The organism is Castellaniella sp. (assembly GCF_049650445.1).
Classification (GTDB): Bacteria; Pseudomonadota; Gammaproteobacteria; order Burkholderiales; family Burkholderiaceae_B; genus Castellaniella.
In genome coordinates, this window is the sequence record NZ_JBASAD010000038.1 from 16,323 (window position 1) to 41,666 (window position 25,344).

The 25,344-nt window shown below is 66.6% G+C and carries 25 protein-coding genes, 1 tRNA gene and 1 pseudogene; 10 read left to right on the forward strand and 17 right to left on the reverse strand.

The features are described from left to right. Positions 1–13: 13 nt before the first annotated feature. The 4 genes from WA983_RS13780 to WA983_RS13795 all read left to right on the forward strand — a co-directional run bounded on the left by WA983_RS13780 (position 14) and on the right by WA983_RS13795 (position 3,819). Positions 14–1,741, forward strand: coding sequence for a 5-oxoprolinase/urea amidolyase family protein (locus tag WA983_RS13780; protein WP_424312198.1), 1,728 nt, complete (start codon positions 14–16; stop codon positions 1,739–1,741). Positions 1,742–1,809: 68 nt separating this feature from the next. Continuing rightward, the gene (locus WA983_RS13785; protein ID WP_424247873.1) at positions 1,810–2,424 is read left to right on the forward strand and encodes a MauM/NapG family ferredoxin-type protein; all 615 of its coding nucleotides are present in this window, start codon (positions 1,810–1,812) and stop codon (positions 2,422–2,424) included. Continuing rightward, positions 2,417–3,253, forward strand: coding sequence for a quinol dehydrogenase ferredoxin subunit NapH (gene napH, locus WA983_RS13790; RefSeq protein WP_424247875.1), 837 nt, complete (start codon positions 2,417–2,419; stop codon positions 3,251–3,253). The genes WA983_RS13785 and napH overlap by 8 nt, the downstream gene beginning before the upstream one ends. Before the next feature lie 239 nt (positions 3,254–3,492). After that, a complete protein-coding gene (locus WA983_RS13795; RefSeq protein ID WP_424247877.1) occupies positions 3,493–3,819 on the forward strand; it encodes a hypothetical protein in 327 nt (108 codons plus the stop codon). Between the two features lie 37 nt (positions 3,820–3,856). Here WA983_RS13795 and WA983_RS13800 read toward each other — a convergent pair whose 3' ends face one another. Continuing rightward, on the reverse strand, positions 3,857–4,798 hold the full coding sequence (locus WA983_RS13800; protein WP_424247878.1) for a DMT family transporter: 942 nt from the start codon (positions 4,796–4,798) through the stop codon (positions 3,857–3,859). Positions 4,799–4,919: 121 nt separating this feature from the next. Next, a pseudogene (locus WA983_RS13805) lies at positions 4,920–5,099 on the reverse strand (KR domain-containing protein); the annotation flags it as partial. Between the two features lie 115 nt (positions 5,100–5,214). Between WA983_RS13805 and WA983_RS13810 the strand changes: the two are divergent. Further along, a complete protein-coding gene (locus tag WA983_RS13810) occupies positions 5,215–6,126 on the forward strand; it encodes a LysR family transcriptional regulator (protein WP_424312199.1) in 912 nt (303 codons plus the stop codon). Between the two features lie 64 nt (positions 6,127–6,190). Here WA983_RS13810 and WA983_RS13815 read toward each other — a convergent pair. From WA983_RS13815 to WA983_RS13865, 11 genes are all read right to left on the reverse strand, one after another. Next, a tRNA-Arg gene (locus WA983_RS13815) sits at positions 6,191–6,267 on the reverse strand. Between the two features lie 103 nt (positions 6,268–6,370). Then, on the reverse strand, positions 6,371–7,366 hold the full coding sequence (locus WA983_RS13820; protein WP_424250582.1) for an FAD:protein FMN transferase: 996 nt from the start codon (positions 7,364–7,366) through the stop codon (positions 6,371–6,373). Then, positions 7,363–7,968, reverse strand: coding sequence for a nitrous oxide reductase accessory protein NosL (locus WA983_RS13825; protein WP_424312200.1), 606 nt, complete (start codon positions 7,966–7,968; stop codon positions 7,363–7,365). The genes WA983_RS13820 and WA983_RS13825 overlap by 4 nt, the downstream gene beginning before the upstream one ends. Beyond that, a complete protein-coding gene (locus WA983_RS13830; RefSeq protein ID WP_424247115.1) occupies positions 7,965–8,795 on the reverse strand; it encodes an ABC transporter permease in 831 nt (276 codons plus the stop codon). Before WA983_RS13830 ends, WA983_RS13825 begins: the two co-directional genes overlap by 4 nt. Continuing rightward, a complete protein-coding gene (locus WA983_RS13835; RefSeq protein ID WP_424247113.1) occupies positions 8,792–9,694 on the reverse strand; it encodes an ABC transporter ATP-binding protein in 903 nt (300 codons plus the stop codon). Before WA983_RS13835 ends, WA983_RS13830 begins: the two co-directional genes overlap by 4 nt. After that, positions 9,691–10,995 carry a nitrous oxide reductase family maturation protein NosD gene (locus WA983_RS13840; RefSeq protein ID WP_424312201.1) on the reverse strand — a complete coding sequence of 435 codons (1,305 nt, stop codon included), beginning with the start codon at positions 10,993–10,995 and terminating at the stop codon, positions 9,691–9,693. The genes WA983_RS13835 and WA983_RS13840 overlap by 4 nt, the downstream gene beginning before the upstream one ends. Then, a complete protein-coding gene (nosZ, locus tag WA983_RS13845; RefSeq protein WP_424312202.1) occupies positions 10,995–12,899 on the reverse strand; it encodes a TAT-dependent nitrous-oxide reductase in 1,905 nt (634 codons plus the stop codon). Before nosZ ends, WA983_RS13840 begins: the two co-directional genes overlap by 1 nt. Before the next feature lie 59 nt (positions 12,900–12,958). Next, complete coding sequence (locus WA983_RS13850) at positions 12,959–15,346, reverse strand: 4Fe-4S binding protein (protein WP_424249552.1); 2,388 nt, start codon at positions 15,344–15,346, stop codon at positions 12,959–12,961. Between the two features lie 87 nt (positions 15,347–15,433). After that, positions 15,434–16,099, reverse strand: coding sequence for a DNA-3-methyladenine glycosylase (locus tag WA983_RS13855; protein WP_424249550.1), 666 nt, complete (start codon positions 16,097–16,099; stop codon positions 15,434–15,436). A gap of 18 nt (positions 16,100–16,117) precedes the next feature. Then, positions 16,118–17,158 (reverse strand): adenosine deaminase, encoded by a 1,041-nt coding sequence (locus tag WA983_RS13860; protein ID WP_424249548.1) that lies wholly within the window; start codon positions 17,156–17,158, stop codon positions 16,118–16,120. 49 nt (positions 17,159–17,207) lie between these two features. Then, the gene (locus WA983_RS13865) at positions 17,208–17,579 is read right to left on the reverse strand and encodes a DUF423 domain-containing protein (protein WP_424312203.1); all 372 of its coding nucleotides are present in this window, start codon (positions 17,577–17,579) and stop codon (positions 17,208–17,210) included. Positions 17,580–17,740: 161 nt separating this feature from the next. On the opposite strand from WA983_RS13865, the gene WA983_RS13870 reads away from it, so the two are divergent. From WA983_RS13870 to WA983_RS13880, 3 genes are all read left to right on the forward strand, one after another. Then, positions 17,741–19,402: an acyl-CoA dehydrogenase family protein gene (locus WA983_RS13870; protein ID WP_424312204.1), complete on the forward strand. Its 1,662-nt coding sequence runs from the start codon at positions 17,741–17,743 to the stop codon at positions 19,400–19,402. A 69-nt stretch (positions 19,403–19,471) separates the two neighbouring features. Further along, positions 19,472–20,101, forward strand: a complete 630-nt coding sequence (locus tag WA983_RS13875) for a thermonuclease family protein (RefSeq protein ID WP_424247524.1) — start codon at positions 19,472–19,474, stop codon at positions 20,099–20,101. A gap of 2 nt (positions 20,102–20,103) precedes the next feature. Continuing rightward, on the forward strand, positions 20,104–20,601 hold the full coding sequence (locus WA983_RS13880) for a DUF1178 family protein (protein WP_424247526.1): 498 nt from the start codon (positions 20,104–20,106) through the stop codon (positions 20,599–20,601). Positions 20,602–20,635: 34 nt separating this feature from the next. Here the strand turns inward: WA983_RS13880 and WA983_RS13885 are convergent, their stop codons facing one another. Beyond that, positions 20,636–21,511, reverse strand: a complete 876-nt coding sequence (locus tag WA983_RS13885) for a LysR family transcriptional regulator (protein WP_424247528.1) — start codon at positions 21,509–21,511, stop codon at positions 20,636–20,638. A gap of 118 nt (positions 21,512–21,629) precedes the next feature. Between WA983_RS13885 and WA983_RS13890 the strand changes: the two genes are divergently transcribed. Both WA983_RS13890 and mdtI read left to right on the forward strand, forming a co-directional pair. Further along, positions 21,630–21,971, forward strand: a complete 342-nt coding sequence (locus WA983_RS13890) for a DMT family transporter (protein WP_424247530.1) — start codon at positions 21,630–21,632, stop codon at positions 21,969–21,971. Positions 21,972–21,975: 4 nt separating this feature from the next. Next, complete coding sequence (mdtI, locus tag WA983_RS13895) at positions 21,976–22,305, forward strand: multidrug/spermidine efflux SMR transporter subunit MdtI (RefSeq protein ID WP_424247532.1); 330 nt, start codon at positions 21,976–21,978, stop codon at positions 22,303–22,305. 52 nt (positions 22,306–22,357) lie between these two features. Here mdtI and efp read toward each other — a convergent pair whose 3' ends face one another. From efp to WA983_RS13910, 3 genes are all read right to left on the reverse strand, one after another. Further along, entirely contained in the window at positions 22,358–22,915 is a 558-nt protein-coding gene (efp, locus tag WA983_RS13900) for an elongation factor P (RefSeq protein ID WP_424247534.1), read from the reverse strand. 75 nt (positions 22,916–22,990) lie between these two features. Then, on the reverse strand, positions 22,991–24,082 hold the full coding sequence (gene earP, locus WA983_RS13905) for an elongation factor P maturation arginine rhamnosyltransferase EarP (RefSeq protein WP_424247555.1): 1,092 nt from the start codon (positions 24,080–24,082) through the stop codon (positions 22,991–22,993). 15 nt (positions 24,083–24,097) lie between these two features. Then, complete coding sequence (locus WA983_RS13910; protein ID WP_424247536.1) at positions 24,098–25,300, reverse strand: DUF2863 family protein; 1,203 nt, start codon at positions 25,298–25,300, stop codon at positions 24,098–24,100. Between the last annotated feature and the right edge of the window lie 44 nt (positions 25,301–25,344).

Consider the following 25,344-nt stretch of genomic DNA (forward strand, 5'->3'; position numbering starts at 1 on the left):
CGAGGTGGGCTCCATGATTTCACCCCGCTGCCTGCCCGCCGGTGACGGTGCCGTGCTGGCGGAACTCGGTTCGCTGGACGAAACCCTGGCGCTGTTCCAGGCGCTGGGCACATGGCCCGCAGGGGTGGAGGACGTGATTCCCGCCGCCCGTACGCTGCTGGTGTTGTGCCAGCCCTCCGTCCTGTCGGTGCGGGATGTGGCTGTCTGGCTGCAGCGTGTGGCTGCCGGTCTGAACGCGAGGGCCGCAGGCGTACGGACGCCGGAGGCGGGCGTCTCCGGGCGGCGTGTAGAGATCCCCGTACGCTATGCGGGCGAGGATCTGGAGGAGGTCGCCGCGCTGATCGGCCTGACACGCGCCGAGCTGATAGAGCGTCATACCGGCAGCGACTATCTGGGGGCCTTCGCCGGATTTGCGCCGGGCTTCGTCTATCTGGCGGGCGGCGATCCCTGTTTCCACGGGGTGCCCCGGCGGCCTGCGCCGCGCGTGCGCGTGCCGGGGGGCTCGGTGGCCGTGGCCGGAGATTTCAGCGCCATCTATCCGTCTGACAGCCCGGGCGGCTGGCAGTTGCTGGGCGAGACGCCCTGGCACATGTGGGACATGGATCGGACCGAGCCCGCGCTGGTGCAGCCGGGTTTCCGGGTCCGTTTCCGCGATCTGGAGGCGCCCGGGGCCGTGTACAGCCTGTGCGCCACCGAAGGCGCGTCCAGGACGCCATCGCCGGCTTCCCCCCCCGCGCCTGATGTGTCGGCCGCGTCCGGCCCGTCAGCGGCTTCTCACACACCTGCCGTGCCGGCCGCGGCTGGGGCACCCGTCGTCTCGGCGGTCTGCGAGGTGCTGGACGTGGGCCTGCAGACCTTGCTTCAGGACGAAGGCCGGCCCGGTCTGACGCGCCTGGGGGTGTCCCGTTCCGGGGCGCTCGATCGTGGATCGATGCGCCGGGCCAATCGGCTGGTGGGCAATCCGGATGGCTTGCCGGTGCTGGAGCATGTGCTGGGCGGTTTGCGGTTGGTCTGTCATGGCCGTGCGGTGGTCGCGGTGAGCGGCGCGACGGCGCCGGTGGTGGTGACTGCGGCGTCGGGCATGCGTCTGCCTGCGGCGGCCGGGCACCCCATCGTGCTGCACGAGGGCGACGAATTGCGGATCGGCCGGGTCCGTGCCGGCGTGCGCTGCTACGTCGCCGTGCGCGGCGGCTGGGCGGCGCAACCCGTTCTGGGCAGTTGTGCCACCGACGTGCTGGCCGGCCTGGGGCCGGCCCCCCTGAAAAGAGGCGACCGGCTCGCCATCGGCCATCCTTCTTCGTACGGCGAAAATGCCGCAGCCGAAAGCGCCGCAGCCGAACTGCCTCGTGCGGGAGACCAGGTGGTGTTCGACGTGATTCCCGGCCCGCGCGACGACTGGTTCGATGCGGATGCCCTGGAGCGGCTCCTGTCTCAGGACTGGAGCGTGACGCCGCAGTCCAACCGGGTCGGCATGCGGCTGGCGGGTGCCGAGCCTCTGGTGCGCGCCCGCCAGGGGGAATTGCCCAGCGAAGGGACCGTCGCGGGCGCCCTGCAGGTGCCGCCGAACGGGCAGCCTGTCCTGTTCCTGGCCGATCATCCGCTGACCGGCGGATACCCTGTCATTGCCGTGGTGGCGGTCGGGCAACTGGACCGTTTGGCGCAGGTGCCGGTCGGCACGCGCCTGCGCTTCCGGCGCGCACCGTCCCCGCTGCCTGGAGGCTTGGACATGGGTCACGGGTAGTAGTCCCGATTGTTCATGCGTCGCGCCCATCGCTATCATGGATCGCGACGGCATGGACAGGAAGCCCGATGCTCATCAAGCAGATTTCTCGTCGGCGGTTCCTCCAGACCGGGCTGTGCGGCCTGGCTGCGGGGGCCGGGCTGGGCCTGCCGCTGTTGCGTGAATCGTCTTCGGCCTGGGCCTTGACCTATATACGCCCGCCGGGGGCACTCGATGCCGCAGCCTTCGATGCGGCCTGCATCCGCTGTGGCCTCTGCGTCGAGGCCTGTCCATACGACACCCTGCGCCTGTTCGGATTCGATGGTTCGACACAGGGCGGCACGCCTTATTTCGTGGCGCGCGAAGTCCCCTGCGAAATGTGCACTGACATCCCCTGCCTGCACGCCTGCCCCACCGGGGCGCTCGATCCGGGGCTGAAGGCGATCGGCGACGCCGACATGGGGGTGGCCGTCCTCAGCCATCCGGGGCTGTGCAACAGCTATGTCGGCAATTCCTTCTGTGACAGTTGTGTGCGCGCCTGTCCGCTGCAGGGCCAGGCCATTTCATTGGCGGTCGGACCCACATCCATGGGAGGCCTGTTCACGCCTGTCGTCGACCCCGATGTCTGCACCGGATGTGGCAAGTGCGAACATGCGTGCATCGCCCCGTCGGCCGCCATTCGGGTGATTCCCCGCCATGCCTGAGAAAAACCGCTACCTGTGGCTCCGGCGCGTCTGTCAGGGCCTGATTCTGACGGCCTTCACGCTCGGTTCCTGGATGGGCCTGCCGCTGGCCCAGGGCACGCTGGCCAGCAGTGTCTGGTTCGGGCGCGTGCCTTTGTCCGATCCCTTCGTGCTGCTGCAGAGTGCGGCGGCAGGGCATTCGCCCGGTGGCAGCGCCCTCTGGGGCGGGTTCATCGTGCTGGTGGGCTATGCGCTGGTGGGCGGGCGCGGTTTTTGCGGCTGGGTCTGCCCCATCAATCTGGTGACCGACGCGGCCCAGGGGTTGCGCCGTGCCCTGGGCTGGCGCAAGGCCAGGATGCTGCGGATCGACAAGCGGCTGCGCTACGGGATTCTGGTCCTGGGCGTGCTGGGCAGCGCCGTGGGGGGGCTGGCGCTCTGGGAACTGGTCAATCCGATCAATCTGCTCATGCGTGCGCTGGTCTTCGGCCTGTGGCTGGGCGGGATCATGGCCGCACTGGCGATCTTTCTGTTCGACTTTCTCGTGTTGTCCAACGGCTGGTGCGGGCATGTCTGCCCGGTCGGGGCCTTTTATGGCGCCTTGGGCCGGTACAGCGTGGTGCAGGTAGCCGCCGTGCGGCGCGAAGCGTGCAACGATTGTGGCGATTGCTTCACTTATTGTCCGGAGCCGCAGGTGATCAGCCCGGCGCTGCGGGCCATCGATGGGCATGGCGTGCGGATCGACGACATCGATTGCCTGCGTTGCGGACGCTGCATCGATGTCTGCGAGCAGCGGGTCTTTCAGTTTTCAGTCGTTGGTCGGGGGACGTCCGGCGTCGGGGTAAAAGGGTAAAGAACTGGGTATTCTGGCCGTAGACCTCGTTATAAGGGTACACCGGCGTCATCTCGTCCGCCGAAACCCTATGACGGGATGACGCCATGAACCCCCTCGATCCACTTGCTTTCTTTTTACCGCCACCCATCGGTTCCGCTGCTGCCGGCAGCAAAACCTCTGCACTCGGGACTCCCGCCTCGGATACGGCCCCCTCGTCCAAGTCATCGATTTCCGACCTGGGACGGGCGCTGGCCGAAATGTCCACCAAAACGTCGGCGAGCGCTTCGAGGCGTCATCAGGATATCGACGACAGCGATCTGCCCGACGCGGTCAAGAATCTGCTGCGGATGATTCGTGAACTGCGGGAACGGCTGGCTGAATTGGCGCGCGAGTTGCAGGAGGTCCAGGCTGACCGGAACATGGATCCCGAGGTCAAGCGCAACCGCCTGCTGCAGCTTCAGGCGCAGATGAGCGCCTTGAACGGTGCGATGATGATGGCCTCCCGGAAACTCACCAGCCTGATGCGGGACATGAAGCTGGACAAGGCGCAGCAGATGAGCGCCGCGCAACTGGCGCTGAAGTAACCGCCTCCCGGACGGATGGCTCGATGGGCGGCAGGCCCTAGGATGCCTCGGTCGCCAGCGTCTGCGCGCCGCTGTTGCGGCGCCATTCGATGAGCCCGATCGTGATGCCGCTGCCGCAGATGATGGCGATGCCCAGCCAGGAAACCAGGTCGGGGAATTGCCCCCAGATCAGCCAGCCGAGGACCGCAGCGCTGACGATCTGGAAATAGACGAAGGGGGCCAGCAGCGAGGCAGAGGCCTGTCGATAGGCCTGGATCAGCAGGAAATGCCCCAGGCAGCCCCAGAACCCCGTGCCCAGGAGCACCAGCCATCCGAGTGCGGACAAGCGCTCGGGCAGCTCGACGAGCTCCTGCCAGTGAAAGGGTAGCGCCAGCACTGTGACCGCACTGCCCACGGCGCCGCTCCAGATCAGGGTCGTATAGGGATCGTCGACCGCCACCTGGCGCGACGAAATGTGCTGCACGGCCAGGGCACAGGCCGTCAGCAGCCCGAACATCGTCCCCACGGGGTCCAGCCCCGCGTCTGGCCGGACCACCACCAGCACCCCCAGCAGTCCGAAGCCGGCCGCGACCCAGCGGGACAGAAAGAGCGGTTCCTTGAGGACCCAGGGCGCGACCGACAGCACGATCAGAGGCGCCAGGAAGTTGATCGCGGTGGTCTGGCTCAGGGGCAGATAGCTTGCCGCCGTGAGGAACAGCATGGTGGCAGCCAGCATGGACAGGCCGCGCACCATCTGCGCTTTCGGCCGCCGGCAACGCAGAATGCCCCATCCCCGGGACGGAATGACCACGACCATGGCCAGCGCCATGTGCACGCCGTAGCGCACCAGACACACGACGAGCAGCGACACACCGACATCGACGCCCATCAGATATTTGCCGCTGGCGTCCAGTCCCGACAGCGCCCACATGGACGTGATCAGCAAGAAGACGCCCGACAGGGTCTGGCGGGCGGGGGGGCCTGCGGGGGATGGCGGCACGGGCGTCTCGGACGTGGTGGAAACCCTTACTATAGGGCATTCCAGCGAGGAGGGTCGCTGTGTTCGGGGGCTTGTCCTCCGTGTCCTGGTACCCGTCCCGGGCTTATTTGCTCGTATGGCCGCCGGCAGCCTTCAGTGCAGCGACGGTGGCATCGGCGTCGGTGCGGGAGGACGCGCTGTTGTAGTGGATGGCAATCGCTTTGGCCCCCTGGGCGGCCAGGTCGCGGGCGATCAGACCGCCCAGGTTCTTGGCGCCGCCAGCGATGAGGACCGTCTTGCCTTGAATGCTGTGTCGGGACATGGGGAAGTTTCCTTGCGTGCGAGGGGAGAACGTTTTTGACTGTATTCGTAAATGGAATGTGGATAAATCTGTTTTTTATTTATAGACTGTACAGAAATGATGACCAATAAGAGACATGGATCGCATCGATCAACTTCGCATGTTCATTCGGGTCGCGCATAGCGGCGGATTCACAGCGGCTGCGGGACAACTGGGCGTGCCCCGGCCGACCGTTTCTCTGGCCATTCAGCGACTGGAAGCTTCCCTGGGGGTGCGGCTGTTCGATCGGACGACGCGCCGGGTCAGCCTGACCCGGGATGGCGAGGCTTTGCTTGAGCGTGCCGCTGCCCTGGTAGCCGACAGCGAAGAGCTGGAACAATTGTTCCGGCCCCGGGGCCGGGCATTGACGGGCAGCCTGCGTGTGGACTTGCCCAGCCGCCTGGCGCGGCGGCAGGTGGCGCCCGCGCTGCCGGCATTCCTGGCCCTGCACCCCGGTATCGACGTCAATCTGGGGTCCAGCGACCGGCTGGTCGATCTGCTGCATGAGGGCATCGATTGTGCGCTGCGTGTCGGTGAACTGCAGGCCAGCAGTCTGGTGGCCCGACCTCTGGGCGTCTTCAGGCTCATCAATTGCGCCAGTCCCGCCTATCTGGCGCGCCACGGTGTGCCGATGCAGCCCGGCGATCTGTTGCAGCATCAGGTCGTGTGCTATGCCTCGCAGTCGGGGGGCCGGGCGTCGCGCTGGGAATGGCAGGAAGATGGCCAGACACAGGCCTTGGCGATGCCGGCCCGCGTATCGGTCAACAATGTCGAAACCTACATCGCCTGCTGCCTGGCTGGTCTGGGCCTGATCCAGATTCCGGCCTTCGACGTGCGCGAACACCTGGAGGCGGGGGAATTGGTCGAGGTGCTGCCGGACTGGCTGGCCGCGCCGATGCCGGTGCAGCTCGTCTATCCGCATCAGCGCTACCTGTCGCACCGGGTGCGGGTCTTTGGTGATTGGCTGGCGGAGGTGCTGGCGCCTTGTCTGGGGGCGGCCAGGCAATAAAAAACCGCCTAGGTTGTTGGCCCCTAGGCGGTTTCTTGAGCCTGTTTCGAGAACAGGATAATTCTGGCGCGGCTGGCAGGATTCGAACCCACGACCCCTTGGTTCGTAGCCAAGTACTCTATCCAACTGAGCTACAGCCGCTAAAGAAGCAGAATTATAACGTGCTTTTAAAAGCTTGTCATCTTGCTTCTGGCGGTGCTTTTTCAAGCACCTTTTCCGGCGTCGTTACCAACGCCTTTTCCAATTACCCCAGGCGAATCAGGGTGCCGTCATCCGGCGCCATCAGCCATGCCTGAACTGGAAAGCGCGAAATCATACCACGGATCGTGTCGGCGGGCATCTGGGAAAAGGCCGTGGACAGCGCATCGGCAGTCGTCGCGTCGGGCGCGCGCACGGTGACGCTGCGCCAGCGCGGTGTCGCCTGGCCGGTGTGCGGATCGAACAGGTGCGTATAGCGTCCGCTGGCGTCCAGCGGCGTGCCGTAGCCGCCCGAAGTCGCCAGGGCCTGATTCGACAGGTCGATGGTTTCCAGGATGTGGTCGGGCTTTCGGGGATCCGCAATGCCGGCGTGCCAGGGACGGCCGGGCTCGGGCGAACCCAGTCCGCGGGCTTCGCCCAGGTCGATCATGGCGTGCTCCAGGCCGTTGGCGCGCAGCAGTTCGGTCACCCGGTCGGTGATGTAGCCCTGGGCGATGCCGTTCAGGGTCAAGGCCATGCCGGGGCGTTCCAGCACGATGGCGTCAGCCTCGATGCGGATGGCGCGGTAGTCCACCTTGGCCAGCGCGGCCCGCAGCTCGGCGGGATCGGGGGGCAGCGGCAGGCCGGCGAGCACGCGGGCGGCGTACAGGTCCCACAGCGTCTGTACGCTGGGGTCGAACAGGCCGCCGGTCCGATCGCCGAAGGCGATGGCCTGCGACAGCAGGCGGCTCAGGTCCAGCGGCGGCGCGTCCAGCCGGCCTGCACGGTTCAGTCGCACCAGGGCGCTATCCTCGCGGTACAGGCTGAAGACCTGTTCCAGGCGATGGACTTCGGCCACCGCCATGCGGACCAGCCGTTCGGCGTGGGCGCGGTCGGGGTGCAGCAGTTGCAATTGCGCGTCGGCGCCCAACGCGACGCCGCGCCAGGTGACGGGCTCCGGCAGGTCGCCCGAGGTGTTCAGTGCGGCGCGCAGGGAGCCCGGTCCGACCAGGGCGGCGCTGGCGGCCAGGATGCCGAGAAAACGGCGGCGGGGGGTGTTCATGAGGGGGCTCCGACGGGTTCGAGGTCCGCGCGGGGGGCGAGTTCCGGGGCGCGCAGGACATAGTCTTCCGGCATGTCCTTGAAGCCGACGACACGGCCGCCATGCCGCTCGGCGAAGGCGCGGGCATCCTCCAGCCGGGCGAAGGGCAGGGCGTCGGGCGCGCCCATGCCGCCCACCGTGCCGCTTTCGATCAGGTAATGGGCCGTGCGGGCGTCGATCCAGGCGTCTGTGGGCGGGTTGCCGTCCGGACCCGCGCGGCCCATGTCCTGCACGTAGATGGCGAGGACGGACTTGGGTTCCTCGGGCAGGATGGTGTAGGCGAAGACTTCGCGGATGGTGGAAAACCAGACCGGGACGTCCCGGTCGCGCAACAGGATCTGGCCTTTGGGGCCAATGTGTTCGTAGAGATTCATACCGCAATAGTGGCCGACGGCCTCGTCGGTCATGGCCACGGGAGAAGGAGGAGGAGAGGACGCGTCCTGCTGGCCGCCGCAGCCGGCCAGCAGGGCCGCCAGTCCCAGGGCCGTGCCGGCCAGGGCCAGGCGCAGGGTGCGGGCGCGCGACGGGTGTGGGGATGCGGGGGAGTGATGCGCAAGAGTCACAGCGCCCTCCGGTTGAAAGCCAGGGCCGCCAGACCAAAGGGTACGGCGATCCACAGAAGCTGGGCCAGCAGCAGGACGCTGGTGGACAGTGTCGCCTGGTCGCTCAGGCCGGCCATGCCGGCGAACATGGCGATGTTCTCGTGGCCGGTCAGGTTCAGCAGGCGATAGACGTCAGTCGGATTGAACAGCAGGATGGTGTTGAGCAGCGGGGCCGTGATGACCTGGCCCTGGTCGGCGACCAGCACGCCCAGCAGCGCCATGTCGTAGATCACCACCAGGAACAGCCAGACGCCGATGGCGATGCCGGCGGCTGTGGCGCGTTCCTGGACCAGCGCGCTGATCAGGTAGCCCAGCGACAGGAAGGAGGCGCCCAGCAGGATGCTGGCGAGGATCAGCAGGGCGAAGGGCGTCCAGGCTGTCAGGTCGAGTTCACCGTGCGCCAGTTGCAGCGTCAGTCCGGCGATGCCGTAGCCCGCTCCCGTGGCCAGTGCCAGGATGGCCAGGTGGCCCAGGAACTTGCCCATCATCACCTGTCGGCGCGCGACCGGGTAGCTGAGCAGCAGGGCCATGGTGCCGCGTTCGATCTCGCCCACGATGGCGTCGTAGGACAGCAGCATGGCGATCAGCGGGATCAGGAAGATCGACAGGCTGGACAGGCTGACGACCGTGACCGTCAGGGGATCGACCTTGACGGTGCCGGTCGGTGCGCTGCCCAGAAAGCCCAGCGACAGGGCCAGCATGGCCAGCAGCGCGGTGATGGCCAGTACCCAGCGGTTTCGCAGGCCGTCGCGGATTTCCTTGCGGATCAGGATCAGGGTCGGGTTCATGCGTCCTCCCGGCGCAGGAATTGCGCGTACATTTCGTCGAGACCGGGCTGTTCCAGTTCGATGTCGCGGATGTCGGGCAGTGCCTGAGCGTCGCGCAGCCGGTGCAGTTTGTCGGCTTCGGCGCAGGTGAATTCGATGCGGCCGGCACCGATGCGTCGCCAGCCGTCGGGTAGCTCGATGGGGTCGGTGTCCAGCGTCAGGCGGATGCGGACCGGCAGGTCGGCGTCGCGGCGCAGGTCCGACAGAGAGCCATCGGCAATCTTCTGGCCCTTGCGCATCACGATGACGCGGTCGGCCTGGCCTTCGAGTTCGGCCAGGGCGTGGGTGGACAGCAGGATGGCGGCCCCGTCATCGCGCAGTTCGCGCACGATGTCGTAGAACAGCAGCCGCGAAGCCGGGTCCAGACCGGTGGTGGGCTCGTCCAGCAGCAGCACCCGGGGCGAACCGAGCAGCGCCTGGGCCAGGGCCAGGCGCTGGCGCATGCCTTTGGAATAGCCGCCCACGCGCCGCTTGGCGGCTTCGGCGATGCCGACACGCGACAGCAGGGCGGCGTTGCCGTCCGTGGGCAGGCCCTTGAGGCGGGCGTAGAAGTCCAGGGTCTCGGTGCCCGTCAGCGAGGGATGCAGGGCTACGGTTTCAGGCAGGTAGCCGATGTGGCGGCGGGCGCGGGCGGCGGCCGGCGTGCCGGCGGTTTCGCCCAGGACGCGCACCGAACCGGCCTCCGGACGGATCAGGCCCAGAATCAGCTTGATCAGGGTGCTTTTGCCTGCGCCGTTGTGGCCGGCCAGGATCACGCATTCGCCCGGTTCGATGAACAGGCTGACGTTGTCCACGGCGCGCAGCGCGGCGTAGCGTTTGGTGACCGATCTCAGTTCGATCGGGGGCGCCGTGACGGTCATGGCAGGTCCTCGAATTTTTTCAGGGTCGGCGTGGCCGGCACCCCCATCAGGGGGGCGCTGTCGATCACGCCGCCGGGCAGGATCGCGGGAAACTGGGACTGAGCCCAGCGGACGATGGACACGGCCGGGCTGTTGAGCAGCAGCCGCGCATTGGGCGCGCGCCAGACGACCTGATCGATCAGGCCGTTGGGGCGGTAGGCGGTGTCGGCAATGCCGTCGCCGTCCAGGTCGAAGGCGGACAGGTCGGACCAGTAGTTGCCGCGTCCCGCCTGCGACCATTCCAGGAAGCGGGTACCGACATATTTCACCTGGTTCTGGTTGCCGACGAAGGCGTTGCCGTGGATGCGGTTGCCTTCGGAACCGGTGTAGTGCACGCCGATGCCGCAGTCCTGGAAATGGTTATTGGCGAGTTCGTTCAGGTTGGCGTTGTAGACGAACACGCATTTGTCGGCGCGCACGATGACGTTGTCATCGATCGCTGAATCGTCTGTGGCATTGAGCATCAGGCCCTGCTGGGTGCTGTCCACGGCGATGTTGCCGCGCACGGTCAGGCGGCGCGAGAACATGATGGCGTAGCCGATTTCGTTGCCGCGCGACACGTTGTCGCTGACCTCGCTGTCGTTGGTGTACATGTAGTGCACCGCATAGCGCAGGTTGTGAAACACGTTGCGGCTGAAAACGTTTTCGCGGCTGTTGTTCGAGAAGATGCCGTCGCGGCCTTCGGAAATGTCGTTGTCCAGCACCTTGGAGCCGGGCGCGTTCCAGACGGTCACGCCGTTGCCGCGTTCGTTCACGCGCAGACCGGTGTTGCCGACGATGCGGTTGCGTTCCACCAGGGCATCGCGCACGCCCCACAGGTAGACGCCGACGGAGTTGTCGATGATGTCGTTGTCCGCGATGTGGGCGCGGGCAGCGGTCTTGTCCAGGAAGATGCCGGCGTCCATGTCGGGCAGACTCAGGCCCGAATGGCGGACGGTCAGGTGGCGCAGGGTGACGTCCTCGGCCTGGACCCAGAGGGTGCGGCCGGTGCGCTCGCCCAGGATGCGGGCACTGCGGTCATCCGGACCTTGCAGGGTCAGGGGTTTGTCGATCACCAGGTTGCCGGGGTAGTCCCCCGGCGCCAGGTGCAGCACGTCGCCCGGCGCCGCCGCCGCGATGGCGGCCCGCAGGTCGGAACCTGCAGGCACGTCGATCTCGGCGCCGTGCGCCGCCCCGGCGCCGGCGATCAGGCTCGCCAGCGAGAGAACAAAAGAAACCAGGGCGATCGGGTGACGCATGAACATCAAACCTTCTATGGACATCAAGCCTTCTTCGGCTTGACGTACATCTGGCCCGACATTTCCATGTGCAGGGCGTGGCAGAACCACTGGCAATAGTACCAGTGCACGCCCGGACGCGAGGCCTTGAAGGTGACCGAGGAGGTCGCCTGCGGTCCGATTTCCATGGCGATGCCGTAGCCACCCAAGGTGAAGCCGTGGGTCAGGTCCTCGATGCGCTCCATGTTGGTGACCACGACGGTGACTTCGTCACCCTCGTTGACCTCGAAGCTGGGCAGGCTGAACACCGGCGCGATGGCGACCATGTAGACGCGCACCTTGTTGCCGTCGCGGATGACGTTGGCGGCGGACTCCAGGGTGACGCCGTCCTTGGCGGCCATCTGGCGGGCGTCTTCCCACATGGGGTCGTTGCGATCCCAGATGTGCAGCGGGCGGACCTTGGAGCGGTGCACCAGCAGCATGTCGTGCGGCTCGGCAAAGCTGGGGCCGTCGTGCACCAGCTTCATCTCGTCGCCGGAGATGTCGATCAACTGGTCGTTTTCCGGCTTCAGGGGGCCGACGTTCAGGAAGCGGTCCTTGGAGAACTTGTTCAGCGACACCAGCCACTTGCCGTCGGCTTCCTTGGTTTCGCCCATGGTGGTGTGGTTGTGGCCGGGCTGGTAGTGCACGTCGATCTTCTGGATGATGGGATCGACCTTCTCGCCCTTGTAGGCCTGCTTGGCCTTCTCGATGTTCCACTTGCACATCTGGCTGTCGATGAACAGCGTGGTGTAGGCGTTGCCGCGGCCGTCGAAGGCCGTGTGCAGAGGGCCCAGGCCCAGTTGCGGCTCGGCGACGACCACGTCGCGTTCCTTGATCTTGCCGGCGAACAGGTCGTCGAGCTTGCGCACGTCGATGACGGTGACGGTGGGCGAGAGCTTGCCGTTGAACACCACGTGGATGCCGTCGGGCGCGGCGTTGCAGCCGTGCGGCGAATTGGGCACCGGGATGTAGCGCGTGTATTTCGAACCCTTGCGGCCGTCGATGACGGGCACGCCGTTCATTTCCTTGAAGTCGCCGTTCTTGACGGCCTCTTCGATGAGCTTGATGTTGAACACCACCGCCCAATCCTGCTCGTTGGCGGACATTTCGGTGACGCTCAGGCCCTTCTCGGAGTTGTAGCAGGTGGCGAAGGAATACTTGCCCTGGTAGTCGGCGTCGCCGTTGTCCAGGTTGCCGTCCACCAGCACCTGCCAGGCCACCTTCATGGTCTCGCCGTCCACGGCGGTGTAGATGGCCCAGAAGTTCTTCTTCGGGTCGTCCATCACGGAACCGTCGTTGGGCAGCGGCACGATGTGCTCGCCGTTGCAGAAGACGTAGCCGGTCTTCGGATAGCGCTGAGGGCGCAGGCCGTGGATGCCGTCGGCGTTGGGGATCTCGATGATCTTGTCGGTCTTCATCACGTCGCAGCGGATGCGGGCCACGCGGGTGTTGGCCTTGTCGTTGATGAAGATGTAGCGCCCGTCATAGGTGTTGTCCGTGAAGGACATGTGCGGGTGGTGCGCGTCGCCGTTGGGGAAGGTGCCGCCGATGGAGTCGACGTAGGCCTTGGTGGCAGGCGTCAGGCCTTCGTTCAGGATCTTCAGGCTTTCGTTGGTGCGGCCCCAGCCCGTGGCGCTGCACATGTTGAAGACCGGGATGCGCAGCAGTTCGCGCATGGACGGCAGGCCCAGGATGCGGACTTCGCCCGACTGGCCGCTGGAGTTGAAGGCATAGTATTCGTCCAGTTCACCGGGGGCGACCTCGACGCTTTGATGGCCCTTCTTCTTGTCGTCCTTGGCATTGGCCGTCAGGTGGGTCGCGCCGACGGCGGCAGCCCCCGTCAGTGCGGCGGTGCCGAGGAATCCTCGCCGGCTCAGGCCGGATTTGTCGCTGGTGTGGTCGGACATGGTGTTCTCCCTAGGGTTGTGTAGGCATAACGCCCGGGCTCGATGGCCGGGGTTGGGCGCTATGGGTTCGACGAAATGGGTTCTGAGTCGGACGGGTCGCGCGGGCGCACGGTCGGTTTGCGGCTGGCGACGATCTCGCCCGGAATGCCGGCGTCCGGCGGCGGCGCCTTGTGGCGCTTGAGCTTGGCGTTCTTCTGGATCAGGTGCGGGCAGCGCTTTTCGTTGTGATAGAGCTGCTGGCAGTTCAGGCACTGGATGCACTCGTTCGGATTGATGTCGCCTTCCGGGTTGATGGCCTGCACGGGGCAGTCCACGGCGCACAGTTGGCAGGGGTTGCCGCAGGTCTTGTAGCGGCGCAGCCAGTCGAAAATCCGCAGTCGCGCGGGGATCGCCAGGGCGGCACCCAGCGGGCACAGGTAGCGGCAGTAGAAGCGCTCGATGAACAGCCCGGCCAGCAGCAGCACGGCGGCGAAGATCACGAACGGCCAGTCGCGCACGAACTTCAGGATGATCGCGGTCTTGAAGGGTTCGACTTCGGCGAATTTTTCCGCCGTGCCCAGTTCGTACAGCGAGATGCCGAACAGAATCAGGAAAATCAGGTATTTCAGGCCGGCCAGGCGGGTGTTCAGGCCGTGCGGCACCTTGATCTGGGGTACGCGCAGTTTCTGCGCGACCTGGTTGGTCAGTTCCTGCAGGGCGCCAAAGGGACACAGCCAGCCGCAGAACGCGCCGCGGTTCCAGAACAGCAGGGACATCGCCGTGGCGATCCACAGGATGAACACGATCGGGTCCATCAGGAAGTATTCCCAACTGAAGTCCGTGCGCAGCGATGTGGTGAACGTCAGCACGTTCACAACCGAGAGTTGCGCCTGGGCGTACCAGCCGATCCAGAACAGCGTGAAGATCAGGAACACCGTGCGGAAGCGCCGGTAGAAGACCTCGTGCTTGACGATCTGGTTCTGGAAGAAGAACACCATGATCAGGGTCAGCAGCGCGATCGAGATGATGATGATCTGCACGGTCTTGGCGACCCAGATCTGCTTCCACAGCGGGGGGGCCGCGTCGAGCTCGTCGTCGAACGGGACGGCCTGGGCTGCGTCTGCCGGGGCGCTGGTCTGCGCGGCCGGCGCCGGCGCGTCGAGCTTGGTGTAGGCCTGCGGCAGGGTGTAGTTCAGGTTGAAGGCGGTGAAGGCCTTTTCCTTGACGTTGATGACGCGCTGCACCATCAGTTGCAGGCGCCAGGGCTCGGTCGGATCGAAGAGGGCGTCCGTGGGCACGGTGAACAGCGCGATTTCCTTGAACCGGGGGGCGCCGGCCGCCATCAGGTCGGCCAGGCGCTGGTGATCCAGATCGGTGAAGTGGAAGCTGTTTTCTTCCTGGACGACTTCGATGCGGTCGAAGACCCCGCCGCGCACGTAGCCCGAACCCTTGAAAGAGTAAGAACCGTTGCCTGCGATCAGAACCGCCTGCTGGCCGGGCTTGAGCCGGTCGCGCAGATAGTTGTATTCGGCGTCGCCCAGCAGGCTGCGGCCGATGCCGGGGGCGCTGACCAGGGCGGCGTACAGGTCGATGAAGGTGTCGTCGGGCTCGCCCGGCTCGGGGCGGTCGGTGGCGCCCGCCCGGCCGCTTTCCTCGAAGGCGCGGTTGACGTCGGCCACGCTGACGTGCAGGTTGGCGACCGCGCCGTTGGCCAGCAAGGCGTCCCAGGACTGGATGTCCGCTTTTTCCATGTCCAGGCTGCGCTTTTGCGCCTGGACGGCCTGGGCGGCACCGCCTTCGCGGCCGATGCCGTGGTGGCGCGCCATGGCCATGACCGAGCGCGTCAGGCTGTCGCCGATGACCATCAGGGTCACGGTGGCGCCGCTGATGATGTCCACCGGCGGCGGGGCGCCCGGGCGCGGCGGCTCCTTGATGTAGTTCTTGCCGACGTAGCCGTCGATGAAGGCCTGCACCTTGGTTTCGGGGATGCCGATCAGCACGATGGGCTCGTGGTGTTCGACCAGCCGGGCGCTGAGGATTTCACCCTCCGGGGACAGGCCTACGAGCACGTCGATGGGCTTGCTGGAATAGCCCCGGGTGTTGACGGCGTCCGTGGTCACATAGGCATAGCCCGTCAGCGTGTCGCCCTTGTAGGCGCGGGCGATCGCAGGCTTGCCCTCCGGGGGGCCGAAGCGATCCGCGCCCGGGACGATGTCGCCGGGCTTGAATTTGCCCAGAAAGGCTTCCAGCCGCGAATCGGCACCGACAGAGGTGCCGCTCTGGCCGAACTTGTACGCTTGCTGCGCGCCGGGCGCTGCCGCATGGGTCGCCCCGGCGGGCGGGGCGATCAGACAGGACCACAACAGGAACAGGAAAACGATCCAGATCAGGCTGAAGGGCCGTGACTGTCGAGGTGTGGCGAAGCGGCGCATGCAGAAGTCGGGATGATGGCGAGAAGATGCCATCATCCTAGTCGCCGGGGGCGGCCCCGTTCTTGCGCTGGATCAAGGAAGGTTAAAACAAGCTGAATGCGCCGGGAGCGGCCTGAATCCGGTTCAGGCCCGGACTTTGGCCGCTTTTGGCCTGAGTTCCGGTTTTGGTTTCGGCTTTGGTGCCCGGCTGACGGCCGGGTGGCCCGGGATGTAGAAGCGCAAGGGCTTGGTGGCCCATTCTCCCGCGTAGTCCACTCCGATGCGCGGGCCGGCGACCGTGTCGGTGGGGGCGGGGGCGTCGTCCCGGGCGAGCCATAAGGTGTCGCCGCACAGGTCGATGCCGTAGTGGTCCAGGGTCACGCCCATGGCGCGGCATAGCCGGCCGGGGCCACTGGTGGAGGCGTCCAGCCCCTGCACGGGCGCCAGGGCGCGCAGCAGCACGGCCGTGCCGCTGCCCTCGGGGCCGGCGACCACGTTCATGCAGTGGTACATGCCGTAGATCAGGTAGACGTAGGCGTGACCCGGCGGTCCGAACATGGCTTTGGTGCGCGCCGTGCGTCCGCGCGAGGTGTGGGCCGCCAGATCGCCGGGGCCCAGGTAGGCTTCGACTTCGACGATGCGGCCGATGCGCCGGCCGTCCGGCGTGTCATGCACCAGCAGGCGGCCCAACAGGTCGCGGGCCAAGGTTTCGGCGGGGCGGTCGTAAAAGGCGCGGTCCAGCCGACGATAGTCGCCCTGGATCGGATCCTCAGGCGTGACGAGCCGGGCAAGCTGGGTGGGACTGAGCATCGTGTGTCCAGGGAAGTTTCAGCCTTGACCCGCCGCGACCGACAGCCGATCCAGCAGGCCGGCCTGTTCTGCCGACGGCAGGAACGAGGCTTTCAGGCTGTTGGCGGCCAGCGTGACCAGTTCGTCACGCGACAGGTCCAGGGCGTCGGCGCTGGCGATGTAGTTGTCCAGCACGTAGCCGCCGAAATAGGCCGGGTCGTCGGAATTCAGCGTCACGACCGCGCCTGCGCGCAGCAGCTTGGCCAGATTGTGATCGCGCAGATGGTGGACCACGCCCAGTTTCAGGTTCGACAGGGGGCAGACGGTCAGGGGCACGCGGCGCCGGATCAGATCCTGCAGCAGTGCGGGGTCTTCGCTGCTGCGCACGCCATGGTCGATGCGGGCGACCTTGAGGGTGTCCAGGGCGCTGCGCACGTAGGCGGGCGGGCCTTCTTCACCTGCATGGGCCACCAGGCGAAAGCCCAGTCCGGCGCAGCGGGCATAGACCCGGGCGAATTTTTCCGGCGGGTTGCCGCGCTCGGATGAATCCAGGCCGATGCCGATCCACAGGTCGGCGTAGGCCTCGCGCAGGGGCAGGGCGGCCTCCAGCGTGGCGAAGGCCTCGTCCTCGGACAGGTGGCGCAGAAAGCTGAGCAGCAGATAGCCGCTGATCCCCAGTGTGTCGCGGGCCTCGCGCAGGGCGCGGGCCAGCCCGGCGAACACGGTCTCCAGTGCGATGCCGCGTCGGGTGTGCGTCTGGGGGTCGAACATGAGTTCGGCGTGGACGACGCCGTCGGCCTGTGCGCGGCGCAGGTAAGCCATGGTCAGGTCGTAGAAGTCCTGTTCCGTGATGAGGACGCCGGCGCCTGCGTAATACAGATCCAGGAAGGACTGCAGGTCCGTGAACTGGTAGGCGTCGCGCACGGCCTGGACGTCGGTGTAGGGCAGGGCAATGCCGTTGCGCTCGGCCAGCTCGAACATCATTTCCGGTTCGAGCGTGCCTTCGATGTGCAGGTGCAGTTCGGCCTTGGGCAGGGCGCGCAGCCATGCATGCCATTCATGATCGGGAGAGGCGGCCATCGGCGCTCCAGTCGGGCTAGACAGGCTTTCATTATAGGCAGGGGCCACCTCACGCCTTGCAAGCCGCCCAGGCGAGTGCCAGCCAGGACAGGATCATCAGCAGTCCGCCGATGGGCGTGACGGCGCCCAGGGCGCGAAATCCCGTCAGTACCAGCGCGTACAGGCTGCCGCTGAAGACGATCAGGCCGGCCAGCATCAGACCGCCCGCCCAGGCGGCTGGCGTCGGGGCCAGGCGCGGCCACAGGGCGGCCACCAGCAGCAGCCCGGCGCCGTGGATCAACTGGTAGTGGGCGGCCGTGCGCCAGACCTCCAGCAGGTCGGGCGCGACCAGGCGTTTCAGCCCGTGCGCGCCGAAGGCACCGGTCGCTACACCCAGCGCCAGGGCCAGGGCGCCGCAAAGGATCAGGGCACGGGGAGTCACAGCGGGTCTCCAGAGCGAATAGTGGATTGATTGTATCCGCAGGGGGTGCCGCTGCCGCAACGTCCGCCTTGTCGTGAATGCTTACGAGACAGGACGCCGCAGTCTGGGCGTCGCCGGGGATCGCGGGTAGACTGGGGTCGTGCATGGAGGGAGGACATCGGATGAATCTCGAAGACAGGGTGGTTCGGGTGGTGTCCGGGGCCGACAAGCCCGGGACCGACAATCAGGTGCCGGATCTGCCCGATTGCAATCTGTACCTGACGGATGAGGCCCTGGTCGAAGGGGTGCGCCGCGAAGGCGGCGAGGACCGTGAGGCCGAACTGGAAACCTGGGGTGCCCGGCTGGGCAGCGCCGATCTGTTCCGGCTGGCCGCCGAGATCAACCGCCAGGGGCCGACGCTGCGGTCCTTCGATCGCCGGGGCGCGCGCATCGACGTGGTGGACTTCCATCCCGGATGGTCCGAATTCCTGTCCCTGGCCTTCGCCCAGGGCATGCATGGCAGCGCCTGGACGGCTCCAGGGCCGGGTGCTCAGGTGGCCCGGGCGGCGCACTACCTGATGCACGGCCAGGTCGAGGCCGGTTCCCTGTGCCCGGCGACCATGACCAGTGCCGCCATTCCGCTGCTGGCGCGCGAACCCTGGTTCGCCACGATCCAGCCGCAGCTCGCCAGCCGCCAGTATGACGGGCGTGACGTTCCCGTCATTGAAAAACGCGCCATGATGATCGGTATGGGCATGACCGAGCGGCAGGGCGGTTCGGATCTGCGCGCCAATCTGAGTCATGCCGAGCCGCTGGGCGAGGGCTGGTTTCGCCTGACGGGCCACAAATGGTTTCTGTCCTCGCCCATGTCGGACGCTCATCTGGTGCTGGCGCGCGACGGCGACGGCCATTCCTGCTTCTACATGCCCCGTTGGCTGGATGACGGCCGCCGCAACCCGGTGCGCCTGCTGCGGCTCAAGGACAAGCTGGGCAACCGTTCCAATGCCAGCGCCGAGGCCGAGTTCGAGGGTGCGGCGGGGCGCCGGATCGGTGAACCGGGCCGAGGCATCGTCACCCTGGTCGAGATGGCGTCCTACACGCGTCTGGACTGCGTGCTGGGCAGTACGGCCTTGATGCGCCAGGCCCTGGTCCAGGGCATTCACCACGCCCGTCATCGCCAGGCCTTTGGTCGCTTTCTGATTGACCAGCCCCTGATGCGCCAGGTGCTGGCGGACCTGGCCCTGGAAAGCGAAGCGGCCACTGCCCTGGCGCTGCGTCTGGCAGGCGCCTTCGATCGTCCCGAACAGCCCGCCGAACAGGCGCTGCGCCGTCTGCTGGTTCCGGCGGCGAAGTTCTGGGTCTGCAAGCGGGCCATCGACGTCACTGCCGAATGCATGGAAGTCTGGGGCGGCAACGGCTATGTCGAGGACGGCCCCATGCCTCGTCTGTACCGCGAGGCGCCGGTGAACTCCATCTGGGAGGGTTCGGGCAACGTCATGTGTCTGGATGTGCTGCGGGCCGCCCGCCAGGAGCCGCAGTTCGTTGCACAGGCGATCGACGGGCTGGCCCGGGCGCATGCCGGCGAGCCGGGGCTGCGGGCTGCGGCCGACCGCCTGCTGGCGGCTCTGGCGCTCGACGCGGACGGGCAGCAGGCGATGGCCCGGATGGTCGCCCGGGATCTGGTGCTGCTGGTCCAGGCCGATCTGCTGTTGCGCCATGCGCCGCAGGTGGTGTCGCGCGCCTTCGTGGACAGCCGCCTGGGTGCTGACGGCGGGGATGCGTTTGGTGCCCGGCCGGTGGTGCTGGCGTCCGATGCGCTGTTGCGGCGGGCCTGGCCGGATTGACCGGCGTGGCGGTCCATTACAATGCCCCGGTACGGTCGCCGTTCCGGTGCGGCCCGTCTGCGGCCTTGCATGTCTTCATTCCCTGTCTTTTCTTCGTACCGCGCCCGATCGTCCGGCTCCATGGTTTCATGGGGGCGGGTCCTGCGTGCGGCCCTGGCGCTGCTGAGCGCCAGCCTGTGTGTCGTGCTGTCCGTTTCGGCGGCGCGCGCGGCAGGGACCTATGTCCTGTCCGGCCGGGTCGTGGACGTGTCCGACGGCGACACCTTGACGCTGCTGGTCGGACGGGACCGCCACCGGGTGCGGCTGGCGAGCATCGACGCCCCGGAAACCGGCCATGGCCGTCGCCGGCCCGGCCAGCCCTATGGCCAGGCCGCCCGCAAGGGTCTGGCCGACCTGGTGGCAGGCCGGACGCTGAAGCTGCAGTGCTACGAACGGGACCGCTACCAGCGTGACGTCTGCGACGTGCCGCTGCCCGATGGCCGTACGGCCAGCCGCGTCATGGTCGAGACTGGCCTGGCCTGGGCCAACCGGCAGGGCGGCGGTAAATACCTGCGGGATGATGCCCTGGCCGGCCTGGAGCGCCAGGCGCGCGACCAGCGGCTGGGCCTGTGGCGCCAGGCCGGCGCCGTCGCCCCTTGGGATTGGCGCTGGCAATGCTGGGACGCGCTTGAAAACGGCCGAACAACCTCCATCTGCTGACCATGGCACTCAAAGTATTCGACCTCTCGTGCGAGCATGACCACGTCTTCGAAGGCTGGTTCTCGTCCCAGGACAGCTACCAGGATCAGTTGTCCCAGGGGCTGGTGCGCTGTCCCGTCTGTCACAGCGATCAGATCACGCGCCGGGTCTCGGCGCCGCACCTGAACGTCAGCCATCTGCGCACCGAATCCGCGCCGCGTGCCGGACAGGCCGCGCGCGAAGAATCCGCCCCTCAGGCCCGGGCAGCGGTCGCGGCGCCGTCCGGCGACCAGATGACCCGGCTGCAGGCCGAAGTCCTGCGTCAGATCCGCCGCATCGTGCGCCAGACCGACGATGTCGGCGCCGGCTTTGCCGACGAGGCCCGCCGTATGCACAGCGGCGAGATCGAGGAACGCCCCATCCGTGGCACCGCCTCGGCCGAGGAATGCCGCGAACTGGTGGACGAAGGCATCTCCATCATGCCGATCCCCGACATCCTGGACGACGACCGCTTGCAGTAGGCAGGGTCGGCCCGCAGCGCCGGGGCCGCCGGACTCAGGCCCAGGTCCGTATCAGTTCCGAGAAGCGCCGCTCGACCCAGCGTGCGGCCGCGCCCAATACCTGCCCTTGCGGCCAGACCATGCGGATCGAGAACGGGGGCAGGGCCAGCGAGGGGCAGGCAATCTGGCTCAAGGGCTTGGAATAGCCCTCGTATACGGCGATATTGATCGGCAGAGCCGCCCAGCCCAGATCGTCCGCGACCATTTCCGCAATCGTGTAGAAGCTGTCCGAGCGCCAGACCTTCGGGCTGTAGAGGGTTTCCTCGACGTCTTGGGCGCGCATGACGAGCTGGCGGTAACGCGTCAGATCCTCGCGCCGGACGGCCGGCTGTGCCGTCAGAGGGTGGCCGCTGGCCACGAAGACCCCTTGAGCCAGCGTGCCGATGTGGCGTTGATCGAAGCCGTCTCTGAGCGGTCCCCGATCGAAGTGAAACCCCAGGTCGGCGCGCGCCTGGCCTACATAGTCCGCGACTTCGGTGGCGGTGCCGTTGAGCAGCGTCAGTTCCAGATCGGGAAAGTGCTCGGACAGTTCCCGCAGCAGAACGCGAATCGCCGTATAGGGAAAGGCTTCGTCCAGCGCCAGCGCCAGTCTGGCCTCGTCCCCCGCCGCCAGCGACCGGGCGCGCTGATCCAGCGCCTGAGCCTGCCGCAGCAGTTCGCGGGCTTCCAGCAGCATCACCCGGCCTGCGTCGGACAAGGTGGCCCGGTGTTTCGTGCGATCGAACAGCATCACGCCCAGATCGGCTTCCAGCAGACCGATGGCCGTGCTCACGGCCGACTGTGCCTTGCCCAGGCGGCGGGCGGCGGCGCTGATGGAGCCGTATTCCACGGTGGCGACGAACTGGCGCAACTGGTCGAGATTCCACTGCATGCCGGCATATTATCAAATAAATAGATGGATTCAAACTTTATGAATCTAAATATAAGGTTGAAAATGCCTGCTATCGCCTGTTTTCATGTCCAGGCGGCTATTTTCAAAGAAGAATCCCATGCGATTGAACCCTTGGTTGTTCCTGCTGGCGGCCGTTTGCGTCGAAGTGGCTGGCGTCACGCTGATGAAGCGCGCGTCCGATTCCGGCACGCTCGGCCCGCTCCTGTTCATGTACGCCATGATCGGCCTGTCCTTTTATTTTCTGGCACTGGCCGTCAGGGATCTGCCGCTCGCCCTGGCCTACGCTGCCTGGGAGACGCTGGGGCTGGCCTGCGTCACGTTCATCGGCCTGCGTTATTTCGGCGAAGTCCTGAGTCCGGCCAGGGTGCTTGGCCTGGTGGTGCTGCTGGCCGGCGTCATTCTGGTCAATCTGGGCATGCCCCAAACCTCGGAGACGTGAACTCATGCAGAACGCCACACTCGTGCATTACGTCTTCATGGCCGCCGCCATCCTCCTGGAGGTCGCCGCCAATGTCTTCGTCAAATATTCCGATGGGTTTCGCCGGCGCGCGGTGGGCGCCCTGGGCATCGTCTGCATCCTGGCCTCGTTCACGGCCTTGTCGCAGGCGGTCAAGGGCATCGACCTGTCCGTCGCCTATGCGCTGTGGGGGGGCGTGGGCATCCTGCTGACCGCCTGCGCCGGTCTGGCCCTGTTCCGGCAGCGGCTGGGCCGCACCGGCTGGCTGGGCATCGCCGCCATCGTGGCGGGGGTGCTGCTGCTCGAATTGTCCTAGTCTGAAAAAAACCGGGCTGGGCCCGGTTTTTTTCATGCACGCTGCGCGGGAATCACATCACGCGGCTGCGGTACTCGTTGGTGCGGGTGTCGATTTCGATCTTGTCGCCGATGTTGCAGAACAGCGGCACGGCCAGTTCGTAGCCCGTGTTGATCTTGGCGGGCTTCAGGACCTTGCCGGACGTGTCGCCCTTGACGGCGGGTTCGGTATAGGTGATCTCGCGCACGATGATGGTGGGCAGTTCCACCGAGATGGCGCGGCCGTCGTAGAACACGACTTCGACCGTCATGCCTTCTTCGAGGTAGTTCAGCGCATCGCCCATGCTGTCGGCTTCGACTTCGTGCTGGTTGTATTCCTCGTCCATGAAGGCGTACATCGGGTCGGCGAAGTAGGAATAGGTGCATTCCTTGTTTTCGAGCATGACCTGCTCGAATTTTTCGTCGGCCTTGTAGACGGATTCGCTGGCGCTGCCGGTCAGCAGGTTCTTGAACTTGAGCTTGACGACGGCGGCGTTGCGACCGGATTTGTTGTATTCGGCTTTCTGGACGACAAGAGGATCGCTGCCGACCATCACGACGTTACCAACGCGCAGTTCCTGTGCGATTTTCATGGGGAAAACTCCGGGGATATCTGCCCCGAGCCAAAACGCATTCCGAGGCAATGCTGAAAAAATTAACTGCATATTCTAGCGCGTTTGGCGCTGCCGCATGCAAAAATCCAGCAAATCTTGACCCAGATCGGATCGATCGGCCAGTTCAGCGCTCCAGGCGCGGCTGCGGGCGCACCAGTCGGACCAGATGGGTGCTGCCAGCGCAGCCGGCAGCGTCCGGGCCACCGCTGCGTCGTCCAGCAGGTTCCAGGCGCGGATCAGTTCAGCGGCTGGGCCGGGCCAGCGCGCCCGACCCAGCCAGGCTTCGAGCTTGTTCAGATGGGCGTCTTCCGCCTGGCGGTAGATCTGCCAGACCAGGGGGACACCTGCCCAGAGCGCCCGCACCAGGGAATCTTCGCCGCGCACGAAAATCAGGTCGCAGCACCAGAGCAGTTCGTCGAAGCGGGTCTGGGGCACAAAGGGGATGGGTACGATGCGCAGGCCACCCTGGTCGTGCAGTACGGCCGGGGGGCGGTCGCCAGGGACGAGCAGCCGGACGGGGCGCTCCAGCCCGGCCAGTGCCGCCTGCAGGCCCGTCAGCGGCGCATCGGAATAGCAGAACAGCAGCACGGTCAGGGCGTCGTCGTCGGCAGCCGGCCCGGCAGACCTGCCGGTCAGCGCGCGCAGGCGTTCGTCACGATCCTGCGCCTGTGCGGCCTTGCGCCGCGCCGGCAAGTCCGGTTCACGCAGCAGCCCGCCGGTGGCCGACGTGAAGCCGGGAAAGAAAAAGAACTTCGGCACCCCGTTGGCCTGTGGCGAGGGCAGGCCGTGGCAGCCTTCCACCCAGGGTTCGGCGCTGAGGTATTCCAGATTGATCCACAGGCAGTCGCGCCCGGCCATGGCGGCTTCGTAGGCGGGGGGCAGGACGCAGGCGAAGGCTTCGATCACCACGCCGCCCCGGGGCGGAAGAGCATGTTCCGCCTGATCCCAGGGGCTGATGCGTACGCCCTCCAGGGTCTGCTCGGCCGCGCGCGCGTCCAGCGCCGGCAGCAGCCGCGCCAGGACTTCGGGCCGGTCGATCCACAGACGCACGGACTGGCCCAGGGCAGCCAGCCGTCGGGCCAGCCGCCAGCACACGCCCGCGTCGCCGAAATTGTCGACGACGCGGCAGAACAGCTCGAATGACAGGGCGCTCACTAATGATTAGTGAAACTGGACCGGCTCCGGATCGATTTCTTCCGGCAGCTCGGGATGCTGCATGTCGCCCAGCATGTTGGGAAAGTACGGCGTGCCGCAGTCCTCGCAGAATTCCATGGGCTGCAGGCCGGGCAGGCGACGGATGTCCTGGACGCCGCATTCGCGCAGCAGGGCGGCGATCGTATCCCAGGTGTCGGCCTGGCCTTCGACGTCCTCGTCGGGCTGGGATTCCTCGCGGCTGAGCGCGGGCCAGACACAGCCGTAGATCACGTCATTGCTCTGGCGGGTGCAGAAGCCGATGCGGTATTCCTCGATGGTCTGCTCGCCGCAGGCGACCAGCGCGGCGCGCAGGTCCGTGCCCGGGATGTGGGCGGCGGTCTGCAGCCAGGTGGCAGCGGCCTTGAGTGTCAGAGGGCGGATGCCCTGGTCGGCCTGACGGGTGCCCGTGTAATAGGCTTCGGGGCGCAGGTATTCCAGTTGGCAGCCGGTGAATGCGGGTTCCAGGATGCGTGCGCAGCCCTCGGCCCAGCGTTCCGTGACGGCTTCCTGGGTGGGGGATTCGGCCGGCAGGGGAGATTGCCATTGGAACACGGCCTCGCCGCGCGGCACGACCACTGCGCCGATCAGGAAGAACACGTCGGCCAGCAGGTCTTCGGGGGCTTCGGCGTCGCGCAGCGCGGGGCCGTCGCGGCGCAGCCCCAGGGCGCGCTGCGCCAGCGTCTGGGTCCAGGTACGGGTTTCCTGGAACGACTGCGGCAGGCGGTCGAAGCGGATCAGCGAGGGCAGCAGGGCGACCCGGGCCTGGGGGCCCAGCACGGTTTCACCCAGCAGGGTTTCGAGCGCCTGCGACTGCTCTGCGCTCAGTTGGCCGTTCGGCAGCCGGTAGCGGGTCCAGGCCAGGACTGGCACCGAAATCAGCAGCGTGTCGCAGTCCTGGCCGTCCGGCCCCGGGATCAGCGATTCGGAGCGGGCTTCGGCCAGTTCGACCAGGATTTCGTAGGCGGCCGAACGCTGTTCGAGCATCACGTCCAGCGCGGATTCCACCGCGCGCCCGTGACGAGCGCCCAGGGCTTTGTCCAGGGCTTCGCCCAGGCGGCTTTCCCAGTAGGTGTCTTCCAGGTGGCTGCCCGAGCGTGACAGCGACTCAGCCAGGGAAATCAGGGTCTGCGACGTGCGCGACAGCGAGGAGGAGCGAGAACGAGGGGGCATGGTGCACCGACAAACAGAGTAAACCTTAGTGTACCTGTACTGCC

Bases quoted from the DNA above. Each gene is read 5' to 3' on its own strand.
- WA983_RS13810 (WP_424312199.1), top strand. From the start codon at position 5,215: ATGGATCGCATCGATCAACTTCGCATGTTCATTCGGGTCGCGCATAGC.
- WA983_RS13910 (WP_424247536.1), bottom strand. From the start codon at position 25,300: ATGCCCCCTCGTTCTCGCTCCTCCTCGCTGTCGCGCACGTCGCAGACC.
- WA983_RS13860 (WP_424249548.1), bottom strand. From the start codon at position 17,158: ATGGCCGCCTCTCCCGATCATGAATGGCATGCATGGCTGCGCGCCCTG.
- WA983_RS13840 (WP_424312201.1), bottom strand. From the start codon at position 10,995: ATGTCCATAGAAGGTTTGATGTTCATGCGTCACCCGATCGCCCTGGTT.
- WA983_RS13835 (WP_424247113.1), bottom strand. From the start codon at position 9,694: ATGACCGTCACGGCGCCCCCGATCGAACTGAGATCGGTCACCAAACGC.
- WA983_RS13850 (WP_424249552.1), bottom strand. From the start codon at position 15,346: ATGATGGCATCTTCTCGCCATCATCCCGACTTCTGCATGCGCCGCTTC.
- WA983_RS13820 (WP_424250582.1), bottom strand. From the start codon at position 7,366: ATGAACACCCCCCGCCGCCGTTTTCTCGGCATCCTGGCCGCCAGCGCC.
- WA983_RS13785 (WP_424247873.1), top strand. From the start codon at position 1,810: ATGCTCATCAAGCAGATTTCTCGTCGGCGGTTCCTCCAGACCGGGCTG.
- efp (WP_424247534.1), bottom strand. From the start codon at position 22,915: ATGAAAATCGCACAGGAACTGCGCGTTGGTAACGTCGTGATGGTCGGC.
- WA983_RS13890 (WP_424247530.1), top strand. From the start codon at position 21,630: ATGCGATTGAACCCTTGGTTGTTCCTGCTGGCGGCCGTTTGCGTCGAA.
- WA983_RS13795 (WP_424247877.1), top strand. From the start codon at position 3,493: ATGTCCACCAAAACGTCGGCGAGCGCTTCGAGGCGTCATCAGGATATC.
- WA983_RS13830 (WP_424247115.1), bottom strand. From the start codon at position 8,795: ATGAACCCGACCCTGATCCTGATCCGCAAGGAAATCCGCGACGGCCTG.
- WA983_RS13885 (WP_424247528.1), bottom strand. From the start codon at position 21,511: ATGCAGTGGAATCTCGACCAGTTGCGCCAGTTCGTCGCCACCGTGGAA.
- napH (WP_424247875.1), top strand. From the start codon at position 2,417: ATGCCTGAGAAAAACCGCTACCTGTGGCTCCGGCGCGTCTGTCAGGGC.
- mdtI (WP_424247532.1), top strand. From the start codon at position 21,976: ATGCAGAACGCCACACTCGTGCATTACGTCTTCATGGCCGCCGCCATC.
- nosZ (WP_424312202.1), bottom strand. From the start codon at position 12,899: ATGTCCGACCACACCAGCGACAAATCCGGCCTGAGCCGGCGAGGATTC.
- WA983_RS13855 (WP_424249550.1), bottom strand. From the start codon at position 16,099: ATGCTCAGTCCCACCCAGCTTGCCCGGCTCGTCACGCCTGAGGATCCG.
- WA983_RS13780 (WP_424312198.1), top strand. From the start codon at position 14: ATGATTTCACCCCGCTGCCTGCCCGCCGGTGACGGTGCCGTGCTGGCG.
- WA983_RS13880 (WP_424247526.1), top strand. From the start codon at position 20,104: ATGGCACTCAAAGTATTCGACCTCTCGTGCGAGCATGACCACGTCTTC.
- WA983_RS13870 (WP_424312204.1), top strand. From the start codon at position 17,741: ATGAATCTCGAAGACAGGGTGGTTCGGGTGGTGTCCGGGGCCGACAAG.
- WA983_RS13875 (WP_424247524.1), top strand. From the start codon at position 19,472: ATGTCTTCATTCCCTGTCTTTTCTTCGTACCGCGCCCGATCGTCCGGC.